This is a genomic window from Serratia sp. CY29653 (assembly GCF_052169255.1).
Taxonomy (GTDB): Bacteria; Pseudomonadota; Gammaproteobacteria; order Enterobacterales; family Enterobacteriaceae; genus Serratia; species Serratia sarumanii.
On record NZ_JBJNLC010000001.1, the window covers coordinates 317,540 to 341,293 of the forward strand.

The 23,754-nt window shown below is 59.1% G+C and carries 22 protein-coding genes and 2 pseudogenes; 15 read left to right on the forward strand and 9 right to left on the reverse strand.

Annotated elements, in window-relative coordinates; genetic code table 11:
* Positions 1-48 precede the first annotated feature (48 nt).
* Together sbcB and ACJ8HN_RS01485 are read right to left on the reverse strand one after the other, a co-directional pair.
* The gene (sbcB, locus tag ACJ8HN_RS01480) at positions 49-1,476 is read right to left on the reverse strand and encodes an exodeoxyribonuclease I (protein WP_033635248.1); all 1,428 of its coding nucleotides are present in this window, start codon (positions 1,474-1,476) and stop codon (positions 49-51) included.
* Positions 1,477-1,566: 90 nt separating this feature from the next.
* On the reverse strand, positions 1,567-1,755 hold the full coding sequence (locus ACJ8HN_RS01485; protein WP_033635247.1) for a DNA polymerase III subunit theta: 189 nt from the start codon (positions 1,753-1,755) through the stop codon (positions 1,567-1,569).
* Between the two features lie 519 nt (positions 1,756-2,274).
* Here ACJ8HN_RS01485 and ACJ8HN_RS01490 point away from each other — a divergent pair.
* Entirely contained in the window at positions 2,275-3,384 is a 1,110-nt protein-coding gene (locus tag ACJ8HN_RS01490; protein ID WP_048321809.1) for an SDR family oxidoreductase, read from the forward strand.
* Positions 3,385-3,418: 34 nt separating this feature from the next.
* Here ACJ8HN_RS01490 and ACJ8HN_RS01495 read toward each other — a convergent pair whose 3' ends face one another.
* Positions 3,419-4,165, reverse strand: coding sequence for a S24 family peptidase (locus ACJ8HN_RS01495; RefSeq protein WP_004935623.1), 747 nt, complete (start codon positions 4,163-4,165; stop codon positions 3,419-3,421).
* A gap of 176 nt (positions 4,166-4,341) precedes the next feature.
* Between ACJ8HN_RS01495 and ACJ8HN_RS01500 the strand changes: the two genes are divergently transcribed.
* The 3 genes from ACJ8HN_RS01500 (at position 4,342) to tmaR (ending at position 6,749) form a co-directional block, all read left to right on the forward strand.
* A complete protein-coding gene (locus tag ACJ8HN_RS01500; protein ID WP_442522960.1) occupies positions 4,342-5,109 on the forward strand; it encodes an N-acetylmuramoyl-L-alanine amidase in 768 nt (255 codons plus the stop codon).
* Positions 5,110-5,203: 94 nt separating this feature from the next.
* Positions 5,204-6,271 carry an FUSC family protein gene (locus ACJ8HN_RS01505; protein ID WP_033647985.1) on the forward strand — a complete coding sequence of 356 codons (1,068 nt, stop codon included), beginning with the start codon at positions 5,204-5,206 and terminating at the stop codon, positions 6,269-6,271.
* Positions 6,272-6,431: 160 nt separating this feature from the next.
* Positions 6,432-6,749, forward strand: coding sequence for a PTS system regulator TmaR (gene tmaR, locus ACJ8HN_RS01510; RefSeq protein WP_004935612.1), 318 nt, complete (start codon positions 6,432-6,434; stop codon positions 6,747-6,749).
* A gap of 158 nt (positions 6,750-6,907) precedes the next feature.
* On the opposite strand, the gene ACJ8HN_RS01515 is transcribed toward tmaR, so the two are convergent.
* Entirely contained in the window at positions 6,908-7,696 is a 789-nt protein-coding gene (locus ACJ8HN_RS01515; protein ID WP_041035945.1) for an ABC transporter substrate-binding protein, read from the reverse strand.
* 22 nt (positions 7,697-7,718) lie between these two features.
* On the reverse strand, positions 7,719-8,900 hold the full coding sequence (locus ACJ8HN_RS01520) for a M20 aminoacylase family protein (RefSeq protein WP_230120913.1): 1,182 nt from the start codon (positions 8,898-8,900) through the stop codon (positions 7,719-7,721).
* 138 nt (positions 8,901-9,038) lie between these two features.
* On the opposite strand from ACJ8HN_RS01520, the gene ACJ8HN_RS01525 reads away from it, so the two are divergent.
* From ACJ8HN_RS01525 to araD, 8 genes are all read left to right on the forward strand, one after another.
* Complete coding sequence (locus tag ACJ8HN_RS01525; RefSeq protein ID WP_442522961.1) at positions 9,039-9,992, forward strand: LysR family transcriptional regulator; 954 nt, start codon at positions 9,039-9,041, stop codon at positions 9,990-9,992.
* Between the two features lie 285 nt (positions 9,993-10,277).
* Positions 10,278-11,345 carry an erythritol/L-threitol dehydrogenase gene (locus tag ACJ8HN_RS01530; RefSeq protein ID WP_019453591.1) on the forward strand — a complete coding sequence of 356 codons (1,068 nt, stop codon included), beginning with the start codon at positions 10,278-10,280 and terminating at the stop codon, positions 11,343-11,345.
* A 135-nt stretch (positions 11,346-11,480) separates the two neighbouring features.
* Complete coding sequence (locus ACJ8HN_RS01535; RefSeq protein WP_442522962.1) at positions 11,481-12,398, forward strand: ABC transporter substrate-binding protein; 918 nt, start codon at positions 11,481-11,483, stop codon at positions 12,396-12,398.
* A 54-nt stretch (positions 12,399-12,452) separates the two neighbouring features.
* Positions 12,453-13,943: a sugar ABC transporter ATP-binding protein gene (locus tag ACJ8HN_RS01540; protein WP_033655112.1), complete on the forward strand. Its 1,491-nt coding sequence runs from the start codon at positions 12,453-12,455 to the stop codon at positions 13,941-13,943.
* A complete protein-coding gene (locus ACJ8HN_RS01545; protein WP_038877882.1) occupies positions 13,940-14,929 on the forward strand; it encodes an ABC transporter permease in 990 nt (329 codons plus the stop codon). The genes ACJ8HN_RS01540 and ACJ8HN_RS01545 overlap by 4 nt, the downstream gene beginning before the upstream one ends.
* A gap of 8 nt (positions 14,930-14,937) precedes the next feature.
* Positions 14,938-16,425 carry an FGGY-family carbohydrate kinase gene (locus ACJ8HN_RS01550; RefSeq protein WP_033635239.1) on the forward strand — a complete coding sequence of 496 codons (1,488 nt, stop codon included), beginning with the start codon at positions 14,938-14,940 and terminating at the stop codon, positions 16,423-16,425.
* On the forward strand, positions 16,412-17,281 hold the full coding sequence (locus tag ACJ8HN_RS01555) for an L-ribulose-5-phosphate 3-epimerase (RefSeq protein ID WP_442522963.1): 870 nt from the start codon (positions 16,412-16,414) through the stop codon (positions 17,279-17,281). Before ACJ8HN_RS01550 ends, ACJ8HN_RS01555 begins: the two co-directional genes overlap by 14 nt.
* A complete protein-coding gene (gene araD / locus ACJ8HN_RS01560; protein WP_033632583.1) occupies positions 17,275-17,967 on the forward strand; it encodes an L-ribulose-5-phosphate 4-epimerase in 693 nt (230 codons plus the stop codon). The genes ACJ8HN_RS01555 and araD overlap by 7 nt, the downstream gene beginning before the upstream one ends.
* Positions 17,968-17,973: 6 nt before the next feature.
* Here the strand turns inward: araD and ACJ8HN_RS01565 are convergent, their stop codons facing one another.
* Positions 17,974-18,978, reverse strand: a complete 1,005-nt coding sequence (locus ACJ8HN_RS01565) for a LacI family DNA-binding transcriptional regulator (protein ID WP_060437729.1) — start codon at positions 18,976-18,978, stop codon at positions 17,974-17,976.
* 499 nt (positions 18,979-19,477) lie between these two features.
* Here ACJ8HN_RS01565 and ACJ8HN_RS01570 point away from each other — a divergent pair, with 499 nt between their 5' ends.
* The 3 genes and pseudogenes from ACJ8HN_RS01570 to ACJ8HN_RS01580 form a co-directional block, all read left to right on the forward strand.
* Positions 19,478-20,089: a hypothetical protein gene (locus ACJ8HN_RS01570; protein ID WP_072268963.1), complete on the forward strand. Its 612-nt coding sequence runs from the start codon at positions 19,478-19,480 to the stop codon at positions 20,087-20,089.
* A gap of 81 nt (positions 20,090-20,170) precedes the next feature.
* Positions 20,171-20,290 (forward strand): annotated as a pseudogene (locus ACJ8HN_RS01575) (IS3 family transposase); the annotation flags it as partial.
* Positions 20,289-20,413 (forward strand): annotated as a pseudogene (locus ACJ8HN_RS01580) (IS3 family transposase); the annotation flags it as partial. The pseudogenes ACJ8HN_RS01575 and ACJ8HN_RS01580, both read left to right, overlap by 2 nt.
* A 236-nt stretch (positions 20,414-20,649) precedes the next feature.
* Here the strand turns inward: ACJ8HN_RS01580 and ACJ8HN_RS01585 are convergent.
* The 3 genes from ACJ8HN_RS01585 to ACJ8HN_RS01595 are packed head-to-tail and all read right to left on the reverse strand — an operon-like array spanning position 20,650 to position 23,713.
* Positions 20,650-21,408, reverse strand: coding sequence for an ankyrin repeat domain-containing protein (locus ACJ8HN_RS01585; RefSeq protein ID WP_346422547.1), 759 nt, complete (start codon positions 21,406-21,408; stop codon positions 20,650-20,652).
* A gap of 32 nt (positions 21,409-21,440) precedes the next feature.
* A complete protein-coding gene (locus ACJ8HN_RS01590; RefSeq protein WP_442522964.1) occupies positions 21,441-22,214 on the reverse strand; it encodes an ankyrin repeat domain-containing protein in 774 nt (257 codons plus the stop codon).
* Positions 22,211-23,713: a phospholipase gene (locus ACJ8HN_RS01595; protein WP_442522965.1), complete on the reverse strand. Its 1,503-nt coding sequence runs from the start codon at positions 23,711-23,713 to the stop codon at positions 22,211-22,213. The genes ACJ8HN_RS01590 and ACJ8HN_RS01595 overlap by 4 nt, the downstream gene beginning before the upstream one ends.
* Between the last annotated feature and the right edge of the window lie 41 nt (positions 23,714-23,754).

Here is a 23,754-nt window from a genome sequence, read left to right on the forward strand (position 1 = left end):
CAAAAAAGGCCGCATTCGCGGCCTTTTCCTTTTTTGCTTGCTGCGGGTTTACCCCACCAACTCTTTGCCGTAATCGAACAGCGCTTTCAGCAGGGCGGTTTTCTCTTTGTCGCCTTCGTGCAGGTTATACAACGATTCGAGCTGCAGCAGGTAACTCTGCACGCGCTCCGCGCTCAGCGCTTCCTGGCGGTGCTGCAGCCAGCGGCGCTGTTCGGCATCGTCCAGCGTATTCGGGTAGTTGCGCGCGCGGAAGCGGAACAGCAGCTCTTTCATGCGGCCGTCGCTGAAGGCCAGATCCAGCGCCGGCAGGTTCTGCGGCTTGGTCTGCTGGATAATCCTCATCGCCGCCTTGTCGGCGTCGCTGAAGAAGCCGTCATACAGCCGGGCGTCGACGTCGTCGGAGCCTTTGAACGGCTCGGCTTCGGCGAACAGCGCCACCACTTTCTCACGCACTTCCGGGTGCTGTTTCAGCAGCTGCAGGTTTTGCAGGCAGGCCTGGCGATCGATGCCCAGCCGCTCGGCGTTCTCCGGCAGCAGGGTTTTGGCCGGCGCCAGCACCGGGCATTTGTTGATGTGCACCAGCTTGATCGGCACCGGCGCCTGATCCGGCGCCAGGTCGTCGCGGCGGGTGTACAGCCGTTCACGCAGCTGCTCGGCGCTCAGCGTCAGCAACGGCGTCATGTCGCCGGCGAGATCGCACATGATCACCGCGTTTTTGTTGTCCGGGTGCCAGGCCAACGGCGACACCCAGCTGGTGTTGCCGCGCGCCGCGCCGAACATGCCGGAGACGTGCACCAGCGGCGTCATTTCGGCGACGTCGATCAGGGCGTTCAGCTTGTGCTTGTTGCGGTGCTGCAACAGGAAATCGAACAGCCGCGGCTGCGCCTGCTTGACCAGCTTGGCCATGGCGATGGTGGCGTAAACGTCCGACATTGCGTCGTGAGCCTGCGTGTGCTCGACGCCGTTGGCGCGCGTGAGATGCTCCAGGCGGAAGCTGGGGAAGCCGTCTTCGTTTTCCGGCCAGACGATGCCGTCCGGGCGCAGGGCGTAGCAGGCGCGCATCACATCCAGCAGATCCCAGCGCGAGTTGCCGTTTTGCCAGCTGTAGGCATAGGGATCGTAGAAGTTGCGATAGAAGATATTGCGGCTCACTTCGTCATCGAAACGGATGTTGTTGTAACCGAGAATGCAGGTGCCGGCCACGCTGAAGGCCTGGTGGATTTGGCGGGTGAATTCGGCTTCGTTAACGCCTTTGGCGCGCGCCACCTGCGGCGTGATGCCTGTGATCATCACCGCCTCGGGTTCCGGCAGGTAGTCGTCGGCCGGGGCGCAGTAGATGACCAGCGGCTCTTCGATAATGTTGAAATCCATATCGGTGCGCACGCCGGCAAACTGCGCCGGGCGGTCCAGCGACGGGCTTTTGCCGAAGGTTTCGTAATCGTGAATGTAAAATGTGGCCGTTGCCTTGCTGCTCAAAATCGCGTCTCTTCAGTGGCGGATACAATATGCTCCTATTGTAACGGCGTAGGGAGCGATGCCAAGTGACGGTTAGCGAAATGCGCGCAATTACGCACGGCGATAGTAATCCAGCCGTTGATGAAAGTAGGGGAGCAGGTGGTCGGGGATCTGTCGTTCCGTTTCCGCCTGGGTCGAGGCGATGCCGTAGCGCTCATTGTAGATCACGCTGATGGCCAGCAAATCGGTTTCTATTTTTTCGCGTTGTGCCTGCGGTAAGCTATCCAGCTTTCGAGCCATCGTTATCTCCCTGTTAACCTTAGGGCATAATAGGATCGTTAGCGGGTCTTGTCCCTACCCATTCCGGGGGGCGCTTGATGCCTGTGAGCTGGGTTGCGTGCAAGGGGGCTGGCTGTGGCGAGCGGCGAGCTCGCTCTCCGGGTGGTGAGCCTGGAAGCGATCCGCCCGGTTATACAGCGAACAGGCGCCGCTTATCACCGCACCCCAAAACAGGGCGCACAGCAGCAAAACCCCCAACCAGATTTTTTGGTTATAGGTCATAAGTCCTCCACGGACGATAAGAGAAATAACATTGACCGCTAAATTAAATCAGGTGCTACATCAATGGTATTTAAACGGCAGAGATTAATCATAAAATAGATGAGATTCTTTTGTTACTAAATCCACGCTGGATGTATCAAAAGATTCCTTAAGATAATATTAAGAGAAGTGATTTCTGGCGCCGTAATTCTATTTAATATTTGTTTAAATACCCGCAGATACAATCTCCCACATTCAATACCAATGTGGATGACAATTATGAAAACGCTACTGTTGACCGGCGCTACCGGCTTTTTGGGTGGTGCGGTTCTCGAGAAATTATTGATTGAAAATCAGTCTGTTAATTATCTTTTGCTGGTGCGCGCCGACGATGCGCAACAAGGGCTGGCCCGTATTCGCGCGAATATGGAAAAGTTTAATATCGACGCGAACCTGCTGTCTAAAATTACGATAGAAAATATATTGTTGGGCGACCTTTCCGAGCCGGCCGACTTTTTAACTGACGCACGTATTAACAAAGTCACGCACGTTATTAACTGCGCGGCCGTTGCTTCATTTGGTAATAACCCGCTCATTTGGAAGGTAAACGTAGAAGGCACTCTGGCCTTTGCCGAAAGAATGGCGCAGGTGCCGGGATTAAAACGTTTCCTGCACGTCGGTACCGCCATGTCCTGTTCGCCGGAGCCGGGTTCGCTGGTGGCGGAGAGCGGCGAGTTTGAGGAAGATGCCGAGCATCTGGTGGAATACACCCGTTCCAAATCCACCATCGAACAGCTGATGCGCCAGCGCTGCCCGCAACTGCCGCTGACCATCGCTCGTCCGTCGATCGTGGTGGGGCACACCCGCCTGGGCTGCCAGCCTTCCAGCAGCATTTTCTGGGTGTTCGGCATGGCGCTGATGCTGCGCAAATTCATGTGCTCGCTGCAGGACAATATCGATGTGATCCCGGCGGACTACTGCGCGGATGCGCTGGTGATGCTGATGAACAGCGAAACGCTGGAGAACGACGTTTATCACATCTCCGCCGGTGAGGAGAGCAGCGTCAGCTTTGCCGAAATCGACCGCGCCATGGCGGCGGCGCTGGAAAAGGCGCCGGTGGGCGATGAGTATGCGCAGGTGACCTATGACGCGCTGGTGAAAATGCGCCGCCAGCTGAAAGACATTTTCGGCCCGTGCAACGAGCGGCTGATGCTCAAGGCGATGCGCCTGTACGGATCGTTCGCCATGCTCAACGTGCGTTTCAGCAACGAAAAGATCCTCAAGCTGGGCATGCCGAAGCCGCCACGCTTTACCGACTATATCGCCGGCTGCGTGCAGTCGACCCGCGGGCTGTCTATCCAGCAGCAGATGGTGGTGGACTTCAAATAACCGCCGGGCGCAACGGGCGCCCGAGGTTGCTCCGCTACCAGGACGAAGAGGACCAGAAGACGCGGCCGAGCACCACCAGTTGCTCCTTGCGCTGCTGATAGCTGAGATGCTCGTCCTGGTACTCTTCCCGGTTGAGGGAGCGGATGACGACGCCGCCGTCCGGCTGCTCGATCAGCACCTTCACCCGCAGCAAATTGCCGTGGCGGATGGCGTAGGTCTTGCCTTCGCGGATGCGCGTGTCGTCGGTGTTGATGCCGACCACGTCGCCGTCCTGCAGACGCGGTTCCATGCTGGAGCCGGAGATGCGGATAATGCGCGCGGCGTTGACCGCCACCCCCATCTTGTGCAGATAGTAACGGCGGAAGATCAGCGAAAACTCCTCGCGATCGACGATTTCGTAGCAGCCGTCGCCGGCGGAAAAATCGATATCCAGCAGCGGGATCTCCACAAACTCTTCCTTGTCTTGTTCGGTATCTTCCCATACCACCGGTTTCAAACGGGCGGGCTGGAAGTCCGACTCCGCCGCCACGTTGTCAAACGGGCGCACCAGCTGCTTTTCGTGAAACACGTCGAACCAGCCCTTGGGCAAATTCAGCCGGGCCTCGATCCGCCTGGCCAGATTGTCGCCAAGATTGCGGGAGGATTTTTCCCCGATGATTTGGCTCAGCGTCGGCGCGGAAGACTCAACCAGCGTGGCGAATTCATTCTGGTTGACGCCTTGCCGGGCGTAGCGGGCCATCAATTCGCGCAGATTGTTGCGCCTGATTTCTTTAGTTTCCATCGTGCCATGATCGCACTCTTTAGCAAAAAGGTAAATAACGGTTTTGCTAAAAAACGCTTGCGCATAATTTAGCAATTAGCTAAAACAAAAAGGGTGAGCCAAAGGTTCACCTGTGCGGGGTGGCCTGTCATGATGAGGGGCCGCTCAGTGAAATCAAGCGAGAGAGGGACTTTACGATGTACAAGATTGATTACAATAGCTACCGAGCGGTCGCCAGCTTCGGCCACCGCGTGCGTTTTCTGGTGCTGCACTACACGGCGCAAAACTTCGCCGACTCGGTGAAGTCGTTGACCGGAAAATCGGTCAGCGCACACTATCTGGTGCCGGATCCGACCGAAGCCACCTATCAGGCCGCTGGCTTCAGCGGCGTGCGCATTTTCAATCTGGTGGATGAGAACGAGCGCGCCTGGCATGCCGGCGCCAGCCAGTGGGGCACCCGCAGCAATATCAACGACACCTCGATCGGCATCGAGATCGTCAACCTGGCGAGCGGCGACGGTGGAAACATCACCTTCCCGCCGTTCAACCCGCAGCAGATCGAGGCGGTTACCCAGCTGGCGCAGAACATCCTGCAGCGTTATCCGGACATCTCGCCGGTGAACGTGGTGGCGCACTCCGACATCGCGCCGGGCCGCAAGAGCGATCCGGGCCCGCAGTTCCCGTGGCAGCAGCTGTATCAGGCCGGCGTCGGCGCCTGGTATGACGAGGCGACCAAGCAGCAGCGCCAGCAGGAATACTGCCGCCAGGGGCTGCCGGCGCAGGCCGAGCTGCTGAAACTGTTCGCCCAATACGGCTACGATACCTCGGCGGCGAACACCGCAGAAGGCTATCGTCAGCTGGTGCGCGCGTTCCAGCTGCACTTCCGCCAGCAGAAGTATGACGGCGTGATGGATGTCGAAACCGCCGCCGCTCTGCGCGCGTTGGTCGACAAGTACGCCGCCTGAGCCTGACCGCGAATGGGGGACGCCTCATTCGCCTTTTCCTTGCCGGGTTTCCTCCGCTAAAATAGCGGCCTGGCTGGTCTTTATCGGAGGCATCGTGCGCCTCGATCGAAAAATCTCTTCCCTTGAATTACTGACCTATCGGCACTATCGCATCGTTCACGGCGTGCGCATCGGGCTGGCGTTTATCCTGACCTTTCTGCTGATCCGCTTGCTGGCGGTGCCCGAAGGCACCTGGCCGCTGATCACCCTGGTGGTGGTGATGGGGCCGATCTCATTTTGGGGTAACGTGCTGCAGCGGGCGCTGCAACGCATTGCCGGCACCGTGTTCGGCGCCGCTTCCGGCCTGATTGCCCTGTATCTGGAACTCTATTCGCTGCCGCTGATGCTGGCCTGGTGCGGCGTGGTGATGTTCGTCTGCGGTTACCTGACGCTCGGCAAGCGGCCGTATATGGCGCTGCTGGTGGGGATCACGCTGGCGGTGGTGTGCGGCGCGGGCGCCGGCGACATGCACACCGCGCTGTGGCGCAGCGGCGACGTGATCTTCGGCTCGCTGCTGGCGCTGCTGTTCACCAGCATCTACCCACAGCGCGCCTATATTCTGTGGCGCATGCAAATGGCGGACTGCCTGCAAACCGCCGCCCGCCTCTATGGCGCCTATTTTTCGCCGAACGTTATCGAGCGGCCGCGGTTGGAGCCGCAGCTCAAGGATCTGTTGAATCAGGTGGTGAAGCTGCGCAGCCTGATCGTGCCCGCCAGTAAGGAAACCCGCATCCCCAAAGCGGTGTTCGAAGCGGTGCAAACCCTCAGCCGCAATCTGGTATGCACGCTGGAGCTGATGGCCGACGCCTACTGGGCCTCGCGTGAAACGCACTTCATCATGTTGAACGCCCGCACGCTGCGCAGCACCCAGCTGCTGACGCTGAGCTCGCTGGAATCGCTGGCGGTGCTGATGCGCGAAGGGCCGCAGGAACAGCGGCAGGCGGCGGCGGGGCAGTTGGCGGAGATCGCCGGCGAGCTGAAAACGCTGATGCAGGAGGTCAGCCTCGGCCAGCACGGCGAAGCGCCGATTTACGGCTATGTCTGGCTCAGCATGGAGCTGGCGCAGCAACTGGAAGAGTTGGGGGATCTGCTCCTGGTCTGCACCGCCGCCGGGCGCGAATAAGGGGTCAGATCATGAAGGCGGCGCTTTGGGTTTTGGCCGCCGGGGCAAAGTGGGTAAGATAAGGCAATCACTGTTGTGCCGGACCGCCACAAACCTGTATCTTGGTGCCATGTGGCCGTAAGCAAATGAATCTGTGTATTACTAAAGCAAGGGTATAAAGATGGATAATGCAAATAAGCCGAGTTTCCAGGACGTGCTGGAGTTTGTGCGTATGTTCCGCCGCAAAAACAAACTGCAACGCGAGATCGTCGACAACGAAAAGAAAATTCGTGATAACCAGAAGCGCGTGCTGCTGCTCGACAACCTGAGTGAGTACATCAAGCCCGGCATGAGCATCGAAGACATTCAGGGCATCATTGCCAACATGCGCAGCGACTACGAAGATCGCGTTGATGACTACATCATCAAAAATGCCGATCTGTCCAAAGAACGCCGCGAGCTGTCCAAAAAGCTGAAAGCGATGGGCGAAGTGAAGTAACCCGCTTTAGCGGGCCGTGCGTCCTGCCTGGCCCGCATCCTTATCCCGCCTGATTTTCCGTTCTTGCCGACGCTGCCGTTTCCGTTGGGGCGTTCCCCGGCGGCCGAAGGCGCCTCCCCATCCCGCAGGATCTGCAGGTGACCGCCGGGGAACGCTTGTTACTGCTCCGCACCGTACATGTCGAAGTCGAAATACTTGTCGTTGATTTTCTTGTAAGTGCCGTTGGCGCGGATCGCCTGCAGCGCGGTGTTGAAGGCGTTCAGCAGCGCGGTATCCTCTTTGCGCACTCCGATGCCGTCGCCGACGCCGAAGTATTTGCTGTCGTTCAGCTCGGCGCCGATAAAGGCGAAATCTTTGCCGCCGGGCGTTTTGAAGAACTCGCTGGCGCTGACGCTGGCCAACAGCGACGCATCCAGCCGGCCGTTGGCCAGATCTTCGTTCACCTCCTGCTGGCTTTGGTAGGCGACCACGTTAACGCCGGCCGGGCGCCACAGCGCGTTGGCATAGGCCTCCTGGCTGGAGCCTTGCTGCACGCCGACCGATTTGCCCTTCAGCGAGGCGGCGGTAGGCTGCAGGTTGCTGCCCTTATGCGCCACCAACCGCGCCGGGGCGTTGGAGACTTTGCTGGAGAAGGCGATCTGCTGCTGGCGCTGCGGTGTGATGGTCATCGACGAGGCGATGGCATCGAATTTCTTCGCCTGCAGGCCGGGGATCATGCCGTCCCAGCTGCTTTCCACCCACACGCATTTGGCCTGCATCTGGTCGCACAGCGCCTGGGCGATATCGACGCCGAAGCCGGTCAGCTTGCCCTGCGGGTTTTTATATTCCAGCGGCGGAAAGGTGGGATCGATGCCCAGCTTGATCACCTTGCCGCTGAATTCGCCGCTCAGCGCGGGAAAGCTCGCGGCCAGCGGCAGCAACAACAACAGCCCTTTGATGATTTTCATGTCATTTCCTCAGCGTTGGCGATTAAACAGTGGGGCGAGCCAAAAAGCGCTCGACCAATTTGACCCAGTAGGTGGCGCCTACCGACAGGTTGTCGTCATTGAAGTCATAGCCGGGGTTGTGCAGGGAATTGCCCGGCGTGGCGGGGCCGTTGCCGATCGAGATGTAGCTGCCTGGGCACTTCTCCAGCATAAAGGCGAAATCTTCGCTGGCGGTAAACGGCCGCAGCGTGGGGATAACCTGGCTCTCTCCGGCCCAGTCCAGCGCCACCGCGCGCGCCAGCTCGGTTTCTGCCGGGTGGTTCACCAACACCGGGTAGCCGTGCTGGTAGTCGATCTCCGCGCGGGCGCCGAAGCTGGCGGCCTGCGCCGTGACCAGCTCGGTGATGCGCTGTTCCAGCCGCGCGCGCACCACCGCCGTCAGCGCGCGCACGCTGAGCGTCAGGGTGGCGGTCGCCGGGATTACGTTGGCGGCCTGGCCGGCCTGCATCGCTCCCACGGTGACGATCGCCGTTTCCTGCGGATCGATATTGCGCGCCACGATGGTTTGCAGGCTCATGACGATGGCCGCGCAGGCCACCACCGGATCGACGGTGCTCTGCGGCACCGCGCCGTGGCCGCCGTGGCCGTGCAGGGTGATGTGCACCGTATCGGCCGAGCACATCAAGGGGCCGCTGGCGAAGCCCAGGTGGCCGGTGGGGAAGCCGGGCACGTTGTGCATGGCGAACACCGCGTCGCAGGGGAAGCGCTCAAACAGGCCGTCTTCAATCATCACTCTGGCACCGCCGCCGCCTTCTTCCGCCGGCTGAAAGATCAGGTGCAGCGTGCCGCTGAAGTTGGGCTGCCGCGCCAGACAGCGCGCCGCCGCCAGCAGCATGGCGGTATGCCCGTCGTGGCCGCAGGCGTGCATCACCCCGGCATGGGTGCTGGCATGCGGCAAGCCGGTCGTTTCGGCGATCGGCAGGGCGTCCATGTCGGCGCGGATGCCGAGCGATTTTCCCGGCCCGCGCTGCAATGTGGCGACAACGCCGGTTTGTCCTACGCCGCGCGTGACGCGGTAACCCCACTCCTCCAGACGCTGCGCCACCAGATCTGACGTCGCGAACTCCTTAAATCCCAGCTCCGGGTGGGCGTGAATGTGGCGGCGAAGCGCGACCATCTCATCATGAACGGCGGCGATCTCAGGCAGTACGAGTGAAGGGCTCATCACGGTCTCCGGCAAAGGGTCCCGGCCAACGGGCGGGGAATGGGGCAGAGGGGTAGGCATCGAGACTAGCAAACTCCGTTTTTGCCGGGTAGCCGCCGTTCGGTTATGCTGACAACCTATGATTGTCAGGAGGTGAACATGAAACTGCACCAACTGCAGGCGCTGGTGGCCAGCGCCGACAGCGGCAGCATTCGCGCGGCGGCGCGGCATCTGGGGCTGTCGCAGGCGGCGGTGACCCGCGCGCTGCGCGAACTGGAGCAGGAACAGGCGCTGCCGCTGCTGATCCGCACCCCGACCGGGCTGGGCTTTACCCCCTACGGCAAAACCTTGCTGGCGCACGCCCGGCTGGTGCTGAACCAGCTGGAGCAGGCGCAGGGCGAAATGGCGGCGCTGCGCGGGCGCACGGCGGATCTGGTCAAGGCGGCGTTCACCCCCTGGCTGATGCTGACGGTGCTGCCGTCGGCGGTGATGGCGTTTCGCAGCAAGATGCCGGCGGTGCGGCTGGAGCTGTCGGAAAGCCTGATGGCCAACGCCCAGTCGCAGCTGCGCGAGGGCACGATGGATTTTGCCATCACGCCGCTGCCGGCGTCGTCGGCGCCACAGGAGTTCCACTGCGAGCCGCTGCTGGAGTATGAAACGGCGTACATGGTGCGGCGCGGCCACCCGCTGGCGCACAGTACCTCGCTGCATCAGCTGCTGGAACAGGATTGGGTGATGAGCTATACCCCGGAAAGTTTCGATGCGCTGTTCGACGAGGTGTTTCTCCGCCACGGCGTGCGCCTGCCGCGCCAGCGCATTATCCAGGCGCATTCGTTCGGCATGCTGCAGGCGCTGGTGGAGTCCGCCGAGATGTGCACCTGGTGCCCGCGGCCGATCGTCGCGCTGCCGCAGTTCGCCTCCCGTGTGCAGCCGCTGGCGCTGCGGGAGAGCTGCCGGCCGGCGCAGCTGAATATCGTCACCCGGCGCAACAGCATTCTGAGCGCCGCCGCCCATGCGTTTATCGACACGCTGGTGCGCACCCTGCGCCAGCAGGCGCGATCGTCGCGGCCGGAAGATCGTCAGATCTACGATCGCGTGCGCCTGCTGATGTAGCGGATCTCCCCGGATCGCCGATCCCGCAAATGGGATCGCGATCCGCATTTGTAGCATTTTTAGCCGCAATGTTAACGATATGTGATTTCGCTCAAATAATTATTTTTGCAGCTTTGGTTATATGTCGCTCTATGTTCACGTTGTCATTTTGAGTTTTCCTGGGTATTTGATGATTAATCAATTGAAATTTATCACTTTATAACGTTTTTTGTTTTTTGTTGGATAAAAATGACAACGTCAACATTAATAAAATTCAAGCGTTTAACAAGTGTATTGGAGGAAGAGATGAGCCAGTTGCCGGAAAAAATGCGCGCGGTCGTTTGCCACGGCCCGCAGGACTATCGTTTCGAACAGGTGCCCACGCCGTTGCCGAAGGCGCGCGAGCTGGTGATCAAGGTGGAAGGCTGCGGCATCTGCGCCGGCGACTGCAAGTGCAAGAACGGCGCGCAGATGTTTTGGGGGGAAAACCCGTGGGTCAAACCGCCGGTGGTGCCGGGGCACGAGTTCTACGGCCGCATCGCCGCGCTGGGCGAGGGCGCGGAAGGCAAATACCAGCTCGGCGAGCGGGTGATCGCCGAGCAGATCGTGCCGTGCTGGGAGTGCCGCTACTGCAAATCCGGCAGTTACTGGATGTGTGAGACGCATAACATTTACGGTTTCCAAAAAGACGTGGCGGAGGGCGGCATGGCGGAGTACATGCGCTTTTCCGAGAACGCCATCGTGCACAAGATCCCGGAAAGCCTGAGCCATGAAGACGCGGTATTGATTGAGCCGATGGCCTGCGCCATTCACACCGTGGCGCGCGGCGACATCCAGTTGGACGACGTGGTGGTGCTGGCCGGCGCCGGGCCGCTCGGGCTGTGCATGGTTCAGGTGGCGCGCCTGAAGACGCCGAAGAAACTGATCGTGATCGACGCCATCGACGAGCGGCTGGCGCTGGCGAAAGAATTTGGCGCCGACGTGGTGATCAACCCGCTGAAGGAAGACGCCGACCAGATCGTCAAATCGCTGACCGGCGGCTACGGCTGCGACGTCTACATCGAGGCCACCGGCGCGCCGATCGGCGTCACCCAGGGGCTGCAGATGATCCGCAAGCTGGGCCGCTTCGTGGAGTTCAGCGTGTTCGGCAAGGAAACCACCGTCGATTGGTCGATCATCGGCGATCGCAAAGAGCTGGACATTCGCGGCGCGCACCTGGCGCCCTACAGCTACGAAATCGCCATCGATCTGTTCGAGCGCGGGCTGGTGACCTCCAATGGCGTGGTTACCCACAGCTATTCATTGAACGACTGGGACGAAGCCTTCGCCCTGGCGGACTCGACCGACTCCATCAAGGTGATCCTGGTTCCCTGACCCTCCCGCTGTACCGTTGTTGCAGTCACGATCGCTGGCCCGCTCGCAACGGGGGGCCGGCCGGTCGGCCAAACGTAAAGACATGCTGTTGCTCTGATAACCACAACAAGAAGCTTCCCTACAGGAGAATTGGCTATGTTTTCATTATTCAAAAAGACCCTGCCTTTTATCGTCGCCGGTGGAATGTTGGCGGCCAGCCATGGGGCGCTGGCCAAGCAAATCACTATCGGTATGTCGTTCCAGGAAATGAACAACGACTACTTCGTCACCATGAAGCAGGCGCTGGATCAGGCGGCGGCGGATATCGGCGCCAAGGTGTACGTGGCCGATGCGCGCCATGACGTTGCCAAACAAATCGGCGACGTGGAAGACATGCTGCAGAAGAAGGTGGACATCCTGCTGATCAATCCGACCGATTCGGTGGGGGTGCAGTCGGCGGTGATCTCCGCCCATAAGGCCGGCGCGGTGGTGGTAGCGATCGACGCGCAGGCGGAAGGGCCGCTGGACTCGTTCGTCGGCTCGGAAAACTACGACGCCGGCTTCCAGGCGGGCGAGTACCTGGCGACAGCGCTGGGCGGCAAAGGCAAGGTGGCGATCCTTGACGGCATCCCGGTGGTGCCGATCCTGGAGCGCGTGCGCGGCTTTGAAGCGGCGATGAAGAAATACCCCGACATCAAGATCGTCACCAAGCAAAACGGCAAGCAGGAGCGCGACACCGCGCTGACCGTGACCGAAAACATGCTGCAGTCGGCGCCGGATCTGGCGGGCATCTTCAGCGTCAACGACGTCGGCGCGCTCGGCGCCCTGGCGGCGATCGAAAGCAACGGCGCCAAGGTCAAGCTGGTGAGCGTCGACGGCCAGCCGGAAGCCATCAAAGAGATCCTCAAGCCGAACTCGCCGTTTATCGCCACCTCGGCGCAGTTCCCGCGCGACCAACTGCGCATCGCGCTCGGCATTGCGCTGGCCCGCTACTGGGGCGCCACGGTGCCGAAAACCGTGCCGGTCAAAGTGAAGCTGATCGACCGCAGCAATGCGGCCGGCTTTAGCTGGTAACAGCGGCCAGGTTCGCCCCGCTGCGGCGGGGCGTTCGGCGCGGAGGGCAATGCGGTGACACCTTTACTGGAACTGAAGCGAATAAAGAAGAGCTTTCCCGGCGTGAAGGCGCTGGACGGCATCGATCTGGCCATTCAACGCGGCGAAGTGCACGCCCTGCTGGGCGAAAACGGCGCCGGCAAATCGACGCTGGTGAAAATCATGTGCGGCATCTATCAGCCGGACGAGGGCGATATTTTTATCGACGGCGAGCAGCGCCGCTTTAACAACTATCGCCAGGCGATCGAGGCCGGCGTCGGCATTATTTTTCAGGAATTCTCGTTGATTCCCTACATGAGCGCCATCGACAACATCTTCCTCAACCGGGAGATCAGGAACCGCTGGGGCCTGCTGGATCGGCGGGCGATGCGGCGCAAGGCCGAGGCGATCTTCAAGCGGCTGACGGTGGCTATCGATCTCGATTGCCCGGTGGAGCAGCTGAGCGTGGCGCAGCAGCAGTTCGTTGAGATCGCCAAGGCGCTGTCGCTGGAGGCGCGGGTGCTGGTGCTGGACGAACCGACCGCCACGCTGACGCCGGGCGAGGCCGAGCATCTGTTCAGCGTGATGAACGATCTGCGGCTGCTGGGCGTCGGCATGGTGTTTATCTCGCACCACCTGGACGAGATCTTCACCATCTGCGATCGCATCACAGTGCTGCGCGACGGCGCCTACATCGAAACGCTGGCCACCGGCGACACCAACGTGGAAGAGCTGGTGCGGCTGATGGTCGGGCGCAAAATCGAGAACGCCTTCCCGGTGAAACAGCACCCGGTCGATACCGCCACGGTGCTGCTGGAAGCGGAGATCCAGCGCGAGAAGCACGGCGCGACCGACCGCTTCCACCTGCACAAGGGCGAGATCCTCGGCTTCGCCGGGCTGGTGGGCTCCGGGCGCACCGAGACCGTCTCGGCGCTGATCGGCGCCAGCCGCTGCCACCGCAAACGCGTCAGCCTCGGCGGCCAACCGGCGGCGCTGCGCTCCCCGGCGCAGGCGCTGGCGCAGGGTATCGGCCTGCTGCCGGAGAGCCGCAAAACCGAGGGCCTGGTGCTGCCGTTTTCGGTGGCGCAGAACATCACCCTCAACCGGCACCACCGGCGCGGCAAGATCTTCGTCAGCGCCCGTAAGGATCGCGACGTGGTGCAGCGGCTGATCCGCGCCGTGGGCGTGAAAACCCCGGACGCCGAGACCGCCGTCAGCACCCTGAGCGGCGGCAACCAGCAGAAGGTGGTGATCGCCCGCTGGCTCAACAACGATTGCAACATCCTGATCTTCGACGAGCCGACGCGCGGCATCGACGTGGGCGCCAAGGCCGAGATCTACCAACTGATGCAGCAACTGACCCAGCAGGGCATCTCTATCATCATGATTTCCTCCGAACTGCCGGAGATCATCGGCGTGTGCGACCGCGTGCTGGTGTTTCGCGGCGGCCACATCGTCGCCGAGCTGACCGGCGACGACATCGAATCCAACCACATCATGCTTCACGCGACCGGGAGTGCCTTATGATCGGAATTGAACAACCCGCCGTGGCGCGCCGCGCCGCCGGCCCCAGCCTCGGCAAGCGCTGGGAAAAACTGCTGCATCACCCGGCGGTCTTGCCGTTTATCGGCTTCGCTGTCTTGTTCGTATTGATGAGCCTGCTGAACGACAGCTTCCTCAGCGTCAACAACCTGACCAACGTGGCGCGCCAGGTGTCGATCAACGCCATCATCGCGGTGGGCATGACCTGCGCCATCCTGACCGGCGGCATCGATCTTTCGGTGGGGCCGGTAATGGCGCTGGCCGGCTCGGTCGCCGCCGGGCTGATGCTGGCGGCGGTGCCCATTCCGCTGGCGATGGTGGCGGCGCTGGCGGTCGGTGCGCTGTTCGGCCTGGCCAACGGCGCCTGCATCGCCTACCTGCGCATGCCGCCGATCATCGTCACCCTGGCGTCGATGGGTATCGCCCGCGGCCTGGCGCTGCTCTATACCGGCGGTTACCCGATCTCCGGCCTGCCCGACGTCTTCTCCTTCTTCGGCCGCGGCACGGTGCTGGGCATCCAGGTGCCGATCCTGATCATGCTCGGCGTGTATGTGCTGGCCTGGCTGATGCTCAACCAGCTGCCGTTCGGCCGCTACGTCTACGCGATGGGCGGCAACGAAGAGGCGGCGCGGCTGAGCGGCATCCGCGTGCCGCGCTACAAGATGCTGGTGTACGTGATCAGCGGCCTGACCGCCGCGCTGGCCGGGCTGGTGCTGACCTCGCGCCTGATGAGCGGGCAGCCCAACGCCGGCGAAGGCTTCGAACTGGACGCCATCGCCGCGGTGGTGCTGGGCGGGGCGGCGATCTCCGGCGGGCGCGGCGCCATCGTCGGCACGCTGGTGGGGGCGATGATGCTCGGGGTGCTCAACAACGGCCTCAATCTGATGAACGTGTCGCCGTATATCCAGAACGTGGTGAAGGGCGGCATCATCCTGGCCGCCATCTACCTCAGCTCCGTGCGGCGCAAATAGGAGGCGCGATGGCAGTCTTTCTTGGCATAGACGTCGGCGGCACGGTGATCAAAGCCGGGCTGTACCGGGCAAGCGGCGAAGAGCTGGCAGTCGCCGAGCGCGACGGCGCGGCGATTGCCGCCCAGCCGGGCTTCAGCGAACGCAATATGGACGCGCTGTGGGATGACGTGTGCGCGGCGATCCGCCAGACGCTGCACGCGGCGGGGCTGGATGCCGGGCAGGTGCGCGGCGTCAGCTTCTCGGCGCACGGCAAAGGGCTGTACGCCATCGACCGCCACGGCAAACCGGTCGGCAACGGCATCCTCTCTTCGGACAACCGCGCGGCGGCCACGGCGGCTGAGCTGCGCCGCGCCGGCGTGGGCGCGCAGACCTACCCGCGCAGCCTGCAGCCGCTGTGGCCCAGCCACCCGGCGCTGCTGCTGCGCTGGCTGAAGCAGCGGCAACCGGCGCAGTACGCCGCCGTCGATCGCATCCTGATGGCGCACGACTACCTGCGCTTTCGCCTCACCGGAGAGGCGGCGGCCGAGGTGACCAATATCTCCGGCAGCAACCTGTTTAACCAGCACAGCGGCGCTTACGATCCGGCGTTGATGGCGGCCTTCGGCATCGAAGAGGCACAGGAGAAGACTGCGCCGGTGATCGGCTCGGCGCAGCTGGCCGGGCGGGTGACGGCCGCGGCGGCGGCGCAGTGCGGCCTGCGGGCAGGCACCGCGGTGTACGGCGGCCTGTTCGACGTGGTGGGCGCGGCGCTCAGCTCTGGCGTGGCGGACGACCGCACGCTCAGCGCGGTGGCGGGCACCTGGTCGATCGCCACCTGCGTGACCGAGCGCATCATTCCTGCCGACTATCCCTACGCCTGGGGGCGCTACTGCATCGACGGCCGCTATTTCGTGCACGAAGGCAGCCCGACCTCGGCCGGCAACCTGGCCTGGTTCCTGCGCCAGTTCTGCGCCGACGACCGGCAGCGCTACGCCCAGTTCAACGCCTGGGTGGCCGAGCGCCGCGAGCAGCCCAGCGGGCTGCTGTTCCTGCCTTATCTGTACGGTTCCAACCTCGGCGGCAACACGCCGGGCGGGCTGATCGGCCTGAGCGCCCACCACGAGATGGCGGACGTGGTGCAGGCGATCTACCAAGGCATCGTGTTCTCGCACCTGATCCATCAGGAGCGCATGGTGCAGCTGAATCCGCGCATCGAGCGGGTACGCATGACCGGCGGGCCGACGCAGTCCGAGGTGTGGATGCAGATGTACGCCGACGCCGGCAACCTGCCGCTCGAGGTGGTGGAAACCCGCCAGAGCGGCTGCCGCGCCGCCGCCCTGTGCGCCGCCGTCGGCGCCGGGGAGTACGCTGGGTTCGCCGAAGCGATCGCCGCCGCGCCGCCCAAACTGCGCTGTTATTATCCCGCGACCGCCGCCCATCGGCGCCTGCGCGCCCAGCAGGCGCGCTATCTGGCGGTCGCTCAGGCTTTGAGTGAGGTGACTGATGCAAACGACTAACGCCGCCTGTCTGGGGCTGTATGAAAAAGCGCTGCCCGCCGATCTGAGCTGGCCGCAGCGGCTGGCCACCGCCGCCGAGCTGGGCTTTGAATTTGTGGAGATGTCGATCGACGAACAGCCGGCGCGCCAGCAGCGTCTGGACTGGGATCGCCGCCAGCGGCTGGCGTTTATCCAGGCGCGGCTCGACAGCGGGGTGACGGTGCCGAGCCTGTGCCTGTCGGCGCACCGGCGCGATCCGTTCGGCAGCCATGATGCCGCCACCCGCGAGCGGGCGCGGGTGCTGATGAGCAAGGCGCTGGAACTGGCGACGGATCTCGGCATCCGCAACATCCAGCTGGCGGGCTACGACGTCTATTACGAACCGGCCGATCGCCACAGCCGCGAGCGCTTTATCGAGGGTATGCAGTGGGCGGCGGCGCAGGCCGCCAAGGCGCAGGTGATGCTGTCGGTGGAGGTGATGGACACGCCGTTCATCAACAGCATCAGCAAATGGCGCGACATCGCCCGCCACGTCAACAGCCCGTGGTTCACGGTGTATCCCGATCTCGGCAACCTTAGCGCCTGGGGCAACGACGTCGCCGCCGAGCTGGCGCTGGGCATCGGCAGCATCACCGCCGTGCACCTCAAAGACACCGTCGCGGTGGGGCCGGGCAGCGCCGGGCAGTTCCGCGACGTGCCGTTCGGCGAAGGCTGCGTGGATTTCGCCCACGCCTTTTCCGTGCTCAGCGCGCTTGGCTATCGCGGCCCCTACCTGCTGGAGATGTGGGCGCGCGAAGACGGGCAGGATAAGCAACGCATCGCCCAGGCCAAGACCTGGATCGAACAACAAATGAATGAGGGAGGCATCGCATGCTGAACGAACTCAAGCGGCAGGTGTTGGCCGCCAACCTTAGCCTGCCGGCATACGGGCTGGTGACCTTTACCTGGGGCAACGTCTCGGCGATCGATCGCCAGAGCGGGCTGGTGGTGATCAAACCTTCGGGCATCGCCTACGAGGCGATGACGCTGGAGGATTTGGTGGTGGTGGATCTGGAGGGCAAGGTGCGCGAAGGGCACCGCAAGCCCTCATCCGACACCGCCACCCACCTGGCGCTGTACCGCGCCTTCGCCGATATCGGCGGCGTGGTGCACACCCACAGCCGCAACGCCACCATCTGGGCGCAGGCCGGGCAGCCGATCCCGGCGCTGGGCACCACCCACGCCGACTACTTTTACGGCGACATTCCCTGCACCCGGCCGATGAGCGAGGCGGAGATCGCCGGGGATTACGAGGGGGAAACCGGCAAGGTGATTATCGAGACCTTCAATCAGGCGGGGCGCGATCCGCAGCAGGTGCCGGGAGTGCTGGTCTATTCCCACGGCCCGTTTGCCTGGGGCAAGGACGCGGCGGATGCGGTGCACAACGCGGTGGTGCTGGAAGAGGTGGCGATCATGGCGATGGCGACGCGCCAGCTGGCGCCGGCCATCGCCCCGATGCAGCCGGAGCTGCTGGACAAACATTTCCTGCGCAAGCACGGCAAACACGCCTACTACGGGCAATAGCGACCGTCAGCGATTCAACAGCGAGCCGGTGAAGAATTCTCTGCGCACCGGCAGCTCGCCGCGCGGGCTGTTAATGGCGCTGAACAGCAGCTCCGCGGCGATCTCCCCCAGTTTCTGCGTATCGTGATACACCCCCGGAATATGCAGGCCGTAAGCGCCGGCGCGCGGCGGTTCGTCGATCGAGAAGAACTTCACCTGCTCATAAAGCCCCATCTCGTGGCAGATGGCGATGGCGCCCAGCGTGATGATACCGTTCAGGCCGATGATGTAATCCGGGCGGTTCTCCGGCTGCGCCAGATAGGCGCGCACCTCGCTCTCTTGCGAGGTGAAATCATAGTCGCCGTTGATGATGTGAATCTCACGGCCGCTGCCCTGCAAGGCCGCGACGATGCCGGCGGTGCGCGTTAGCGTAATTTCCGAATCCGCCGGGCCGCCGATAATCAGCAGCTTCTTCTCCGGCTGTTCCGCCAGATAGCGCCCGGCCAGCACGCCGATCTCGCGGTTGTCGAGGAACACGCCGCTCAGCTGCTGATCGTAGAGATCGCGGTCGATCAGGATCAGCGGCACGCCGTACACCTCGGCCAGCTCGAGATAGGCGGGGCGGTAGCGCTTGTCGTCGCGCACCGCCGACAGCAGGATGCCGCGCGCCTTGTAGCCGAATAGCGCCTGAATGGCGCGCATTTCCGCCTCTTCGCTGCCGTCGGTGTCGAACAGCATGATCTGGTAGCCCTGCTGACGCGCAATGCGCGACACGGTCTTGATCAGGCCGGAATAGAACGGGTTGTACATGCTGCTGGTGACGATGCCGATAATCTGGCTGCTGCTGCTTTTCAGCCCCTGCGCGAACGCGTTGGGCACATAGTTCAGCTCTTTGGCGATGGCGTGAATGCGCTCGCGGGTTTCCGGCTTGACCAGCTCGGGCTTATTGAAGGCGCGGGAAACGGTGATATTGGTCACCCTGGCGCGGCGGGCGATATCCACGATAGTGGCATTGGGATTGGCTTTCGACACCGTCTTTCCTTGCGTTATGCCTCAACAGATCCCTTATTGTAGGGAAAGGGCGAGGGCGGTGCTAGGGGGGAGTTGGGGGAATGGTTGGGTGCTTTGAAGTGGGAAAGGGAAAATAACGAAATGAAAACGAAGATAATAATTTCATTTATTTATTAATCACGAATTAAATCATTTTATGTGTCTATATTTTGTTGGCGGGGAGTTTGGTAAGGTGTGTTTAATGGTCGAATTTAGGTAGCAATGACTGCTTTGTGCCAAAGCGGACATTTGCAAGGATTCCAGTAGAGATATCTTCTGCCATTTTAGAAGCATAAGTGTTCAATAAATGCCGAGCTAAATATTGCTTTTTCGTCTCTTGGTTGTTCAAGTATTTCTCGATTGCTGAGGAGCCAAAATCGTAAAATTTATAGGATGTTATGCTTAAAATTTATTGCTAGTCTTAAAAGACTTATAACAAAACAATCAAACTCGTGTTAGTGAGCTGCTGAAGGAGTCATTTATGTATTCAAACCAAGAACCATTTTCCAAGGATCCATTTGGTTATAGCGCTTTAGCGTGGCACAAATGGGGAACATTAGCGACTAAAAACGGTTTTGCTATAGATATTACGAAACCACCAACAGCTGCCGATCTTAAAAACCCAATTCTTTGGTTAACTCATGCTCATGCGTTATCTGAAGCGGCTATTAGCTTGGTACGTCAGCCGTCAAACTTTGAAACCATGCCTGAGGATGTTAGAACCATATGCCACAGTCAATATCATGCCGTAGCTTTAATGCTGGTTGGTTATAGCCTAGAAGTTTGCTTGAAAGCTATGATTTTAATCAAGCTGGGAGTAGATGAATTTACCAGGAAAGAGAAAGAACATTTTCACCACCGGCTCGATGAATTAGCTAATTTTATCCCGAATTTGAGTGCTAAAGAGATAGCAATATTAAAGGGGCTAACTCATTTTATAGTATGGGCAGGGCGCTATCCTGATCCAGGCACTCGGCGAGTAAATGATACAATAAATGTATTCGAGCTCTCTGAAAAATATGAAATAAATGCTAAGGATCTTTTTGAACTATCGGCAAGAGTAATGACACATGTCCAAACAGTTTCTGGCTAGTTAGTCATATGTAGTGGTTTAATGGATTTGGCAACCTGATAAGAGGTGATATCCTTACCTCATAACAACAAAGGTAACACAATGCGAAGAGGTTTCAGCCCCAAGTTTAAACGCGAATCAGCCCAGTTAGTACTTGACCAAAATTGCACTGTCATGGACGCAACTAATGTCATGAATGTCGACCTGTCGACAATGACGCGAATTAGTACCAGTATTGGATTACATGAGCTTCAGCGAATCCTCTCATGTAATCACGGACCATATCGTGGGATATTACATACTCTCAGAGCACACGAATATAACGGTGGATTACCACCAAATTAATCAAAAAAATGCTAAAACGCTGGCCAGCTTTGGTTGACCACTACAGGTTGCGATTCGCCCTGTCCGAAGGAGTTGGACGTATAGGGATGTTCTTTGTTGAAGGAGAATGTTGTAGTCGGACGCCAATGGAAACGTTACTTGGTGGAAAACGCATCTGGGCCGAGAAAAGTTAAGCCAGATGTAATCTGACAGCCTCAGTATAATAACCGGCAGCTGTCAGATCTGCGTTGATGATATTACGGCGTTTCCTTTGCTCCTTTCAAAAGTATGAGCTCGAGTATTTTCTTACACTGTACATTGTATTCTGAGCCATCTTGGCTGTCTTTTATTTGCCGATTCACTGCTGTTAACAGCGAAAGATTGTTTATATTTACCGGGTTAGGATCCGCACCCCGATTGAGCAGTAGGGTCATGTGTTCAAAGGCTGAGCTAAAAAAAGCATCCATTAATAAGGTTTGTTGCAAGGAGTCTCTGATGTTTATATCCGCGCCATAATCCAGCATCACCTTTAATGTTTCAGGGTTTTTGGCTTTGATTGTTTGGAATACAATGGGTTCATTGAATACCTTATCTTTTGCGTTTGGCGGTAAACCGCCGTCGAGCATGGCTTTGACCCAAATCCCCTTGTCGGCTTTCATGACGAATTCCGCCGGGCTGCTTCCTCCCTCTGGTCTGGGCTGCAACGGGTCTGCGCCAGCTTTAACCAGGTCGGTTATTATTTTCAGCCTTTCCGGTGTGTTTTTATCATAGATTGAGTTCAACACCGACCAAAACAGCAGGGTCATATCTGCCTTAACCTGTCGATTCAGTTCTTCCTTGCTTATAGAGGGCAGCTTTTCTTTCAGTTTCACTTCATCGCCATCATAAATCAGCTGTGCGATGTCCAGTTGCTGGCCTTCAAAAAAATCCTGTGGTTCATACTCCATGTTTTTGTTGCATCCTTGCATCATGAGAATAGTAAACAGTAACGCCATAGCCATTATTAGCTTGCTCATATTCTCTCCCTGACAGTGGCGATAGAGTAGAGTCAATTTTCTACAGGTAGTGGAGGCCAGTCACCACCCTTTTTAATTAATAACTCTTTTATCTTGTCAATTTTCTCTTTATCTTCGGCATCGCCTACACCTCTATCTATAAAGCGCTGAAGCTGATTGCCCATAGTCCAACCAAACTTCCCTTTTATTTTGCTATCCGCACCTCTCTCTAACAAAAGAATCGTATGATCAAACGAATGAGAATCCAATGAGCTTATTAACAAGGTGTTTCCCAATGAGTCTCTTGTATTTATGTCTGCGCCATAATCCAGCATCACCTTTAACGTTTCAGGGTTTTTGGCTTTGATTGTTTGGAATACAATGGGTTCATTGAATACCTTGTCTTTTGAGTTTGGCGGTAAACCGCCGTCGAGCATGGCTTTGACCCAAATCCCCTTGTCGGCTTTCATGACGAATTCCGCTGGGCTGCTCCCGCCCTCTGGTCTGGGTTGCAGCGGGTCTGCGCCACTTTTTACCAGGTCGGTTATTATTTTCAGCCTTTCCGGCGTGTTTTTATCATAGATTGAGTTCAACACCGACCAAAACAGCAGTGTCATGTCTGCTTTCACTGGTCGATTCAGTTCTTCCTTGCTTATTGAAGGAAGCTTCTCATTCAGTTTCACTTCATCGCCATCATAAATCAGCTGCGCGACTTCCAGTTGACGGCCTTCAAAAAAATCCTGTGGTTCATATTCCATGTTTTTTTTGCATCCTTGCATCATGAGAATAGTAAATAGTAACGCCATAGCCATTATCAACTTGCTCATATTCTCCCCCTGATGGTGGCGACATCCTCGTCTTTCTGATCTTCAATCAACTTTATTGTCTGGTCTATACCGTGTTTATCGAGCAAGGTTCCTGTCCCACCGGCAAGAGTGTGTGGTATGCCGGCGGCATCAGGTATCGCCAGTGATGACCACTCTTTCAAGGTGAAAGGCAATGCTGTGCCCCAGGGTTTTTGCAAAGCATCGGGCAGGGCATTTTTTATAAGCTCATAATCACTTTCGTTATTAACCTCCTGTAACGTGGTTAACAGTTCTCCTTCCACTCGATAGGCCTGTATGTTCTTGGCTGAACCAAGAGCCTCCCCTCCGTATTTTCTAATTGTTCCGCTGTTGAGCCCGGCTGCATTAAACGTCCATGCGGGTTTTCCACTGGTCATTGATGCTGCGGAGGCCATTCCGCCACCTAATGAATGACCAGTAATATCAATGCCGGGGGTTTTTGATATGCTTTCGCCAATATTGATGGCATTTTTATAATACTCGGAGTTTGCCCCCATCCCCTGCGCGCCATTATTTATCCAGTCATTCACATTTTTAATTCCTGACAAATCGCCCCTAAGGGACTTTTTGGCGGCGCTGCCGATTCCCTCCGGGAACTCTGGCGCTCTTGATCCTCTGAACACGACCGTTGGGTTCATCTCTTTACCAAAAACGGTGCTATCAGGTTGATATACCCTTGCCAAAAAATCCGGAGATTCATCTCTGTCGAAGAGCATATTTCTGTTTAGCCCAATTTTACTCAGGGCAGCATTATCGTTACTGATATCTTTCCAACCTTCGGGAACGCCGGGAGTCTCCTTTAGCGGATTCGTGGTCTTGTAGATATTCTCCGCCAGCTTTGCCTTCTCGACGGCGACATTGTTTGCCGCCAGGCGTTCCGAGGCGATTCGGGCATCCGGGTAGATACTCCGTTGCCCGCGGCCAATGAGGTATTTTCGCTCCTGCCAGCGTTGCGCTTTGGTCAAGGGGCCAGACACGACCGACTGTGAGGCTCTTCCACCTTGCGCCGGGATATCCGGGCCAAGGGCCGGTTTGGCCCGCGTGACTTGTGCGGGGAAGACGGACGGGCGCGCCCGGCGGCCGCCATAAGACTTCACGGCCTCTTCGTACCGCTTCACTATCTTGTCCACCGGGTAGTTGGGCTCTTGTCTTCCCTGCGGTATCAGGTAGCCGTCGATGTCGGCGTAAAATGGCCCCATCGTCGCCAACACGCCGGGCCGGGTTTCAACCGCTACGACAACGCCGCTCATCAGGTCGCTCTGCACTCTTGCGCGCAGGTTAGAGCTTATTCCGTTTTGCGTAACGCCGACTTCACGGCGGATCCGTTCGCCACCGCGAAAACCAGAAAAAAGCGACAGAATGTCATTGTCCGGCATGTATGAAAGGCTGTGACAGGCGCTGGAAGGGCTGACTATACGGGGGAATTCATCAGGTGAAATAATATCATCGGCGATATACAGCAGTTTCAAACGGGAAAACATAGTGTGTCTCTTCCTTTGCTTGCTGCGTCTTGGCCTGTTCA

Coding starts and splice junctions, on each gene's coding strand:
- ACJ8HN_RS01595 (WP_442522965.1), bottom strand. CDS start 23,713: ATGTTTTCCCGTTTGAAACTGCTGTATATCGCCGATGATATTATTTCA.
- araD (WP_033632583.1), top strand. CDS start 17,275: ATGCTGAACGAACTCAAGCGGCAGGTGTTGGCCGCCAACCTTAGCCTG.
- ACJ8HN_RS01485 (WP_033635247.1), bottom strand. CDS start 1,755: ATGGCTCGAAAGCTGGATAGCTTACCGCAGGCACAACGCGAAAAAATA.
- ACJ8HN_RS01530 (WP_019453591.1), top strand. CDS start 10,278: ATGAGCCAGTTGCCGGAAAAAATGCGCGCGGTCGTTTGCCACGGCCCG.
- ACJ8HN_RS01535 (WP_442522962.1), top strand. CDS start 11,481: ATGTTTTCATTATTCAAAAAGACCCTGCCTTTTATCGTCGCCGGTGGA.
- ACJ8HN_RS01545 (WP_038877882.1), top strand. CDS start 13,940: ATGATCGGAATTGAACAACCCGCCGTGGCGCGCCGCGCCGCCGGCCCC.
- ACJ8HN_RS01555 (WP_442522963.1), top strand. CDS start 16,412: ATGCAAACGACTAACGCCGCCTGTCTGGGGCTGTATGAAAAAGCGCTG.
- ACJ8HN_RS01515 (WP_041035945.1), bottom strand. CDS start 7,696: ATGAAAATCATCAAAGGGCTGTTGTTGTTGCTGCCGCTGGCCGCGAGC.
- ACJ8HN_RS01550 (WP_033635239.1), top strand. CDS start 14,938: ATGGCAGTCTTTCTTGGCATAGACGTCGGCGGCACGGTGATCAAAGCC.
- ACJ8HN_RS01590 (WP_442522964.1), bottom strand. CDS start 22,214: ATGAGCAAGTTGATAATGGCTATGGCGTTACTATTTACTATTCTCATG.
- ACJ8HN_RS01585 (WP_346422547.1), bottom strand. CDS start 21,408: ATGAGCAAGCTAATAATGGCTATGGCGTTACTGTTTACTATTCTCATG.
- tmaR (WP_004935612.1), top strand. CDS start 6,432: ATGGATAATGCAAATAAGCCGAGTTTCCAGGACGTGCTGGAGTTTGTG.
- ACJ8HN_RS01520 (WP_230120913.1), bottom strand. CDS start 8,900: ATGAGCCCTTCACTCGTACTGCCTGAGATCGCCGCCGTTCATGATGAG.
- ACJ8HN_RS01500 (WP_442522960.1), top strand. CDS start 4,342: ATGTACAAGATTGATTACAATAGCTACCGAGCGGTCGCCAGCTTCGGC.
- ACJ8HN_RS01495 (WP_004935623.1), bottom strand. CDS start 4,165: ATGGAAACTAAAGAAATCAGGCGCAACAATCTGCGCGAATTGATGGCC.
- ACJ8HN_RS01490 (WP_048321809.1), top strand. CDS start 2,275: ATGAAAACGCTACTGTTGACCGGCGCTACCGGCTTTTTGGGTGGTGCG.
- ACJ8HN_RS01570 (WP_072268963.1), top strand. CDS start 19,478: ATGTATTCAAACCAAGAACCATTTTCCAAGGATCCATTTGGTTATAGC.
- ACJ8HN_RS01525 (WP_442522961.1), top strand. CDS start 9,039: ATGAAACTGCACCAACTGCAGGCGCTGGTGGCCAGCGCCGACAGCGGC.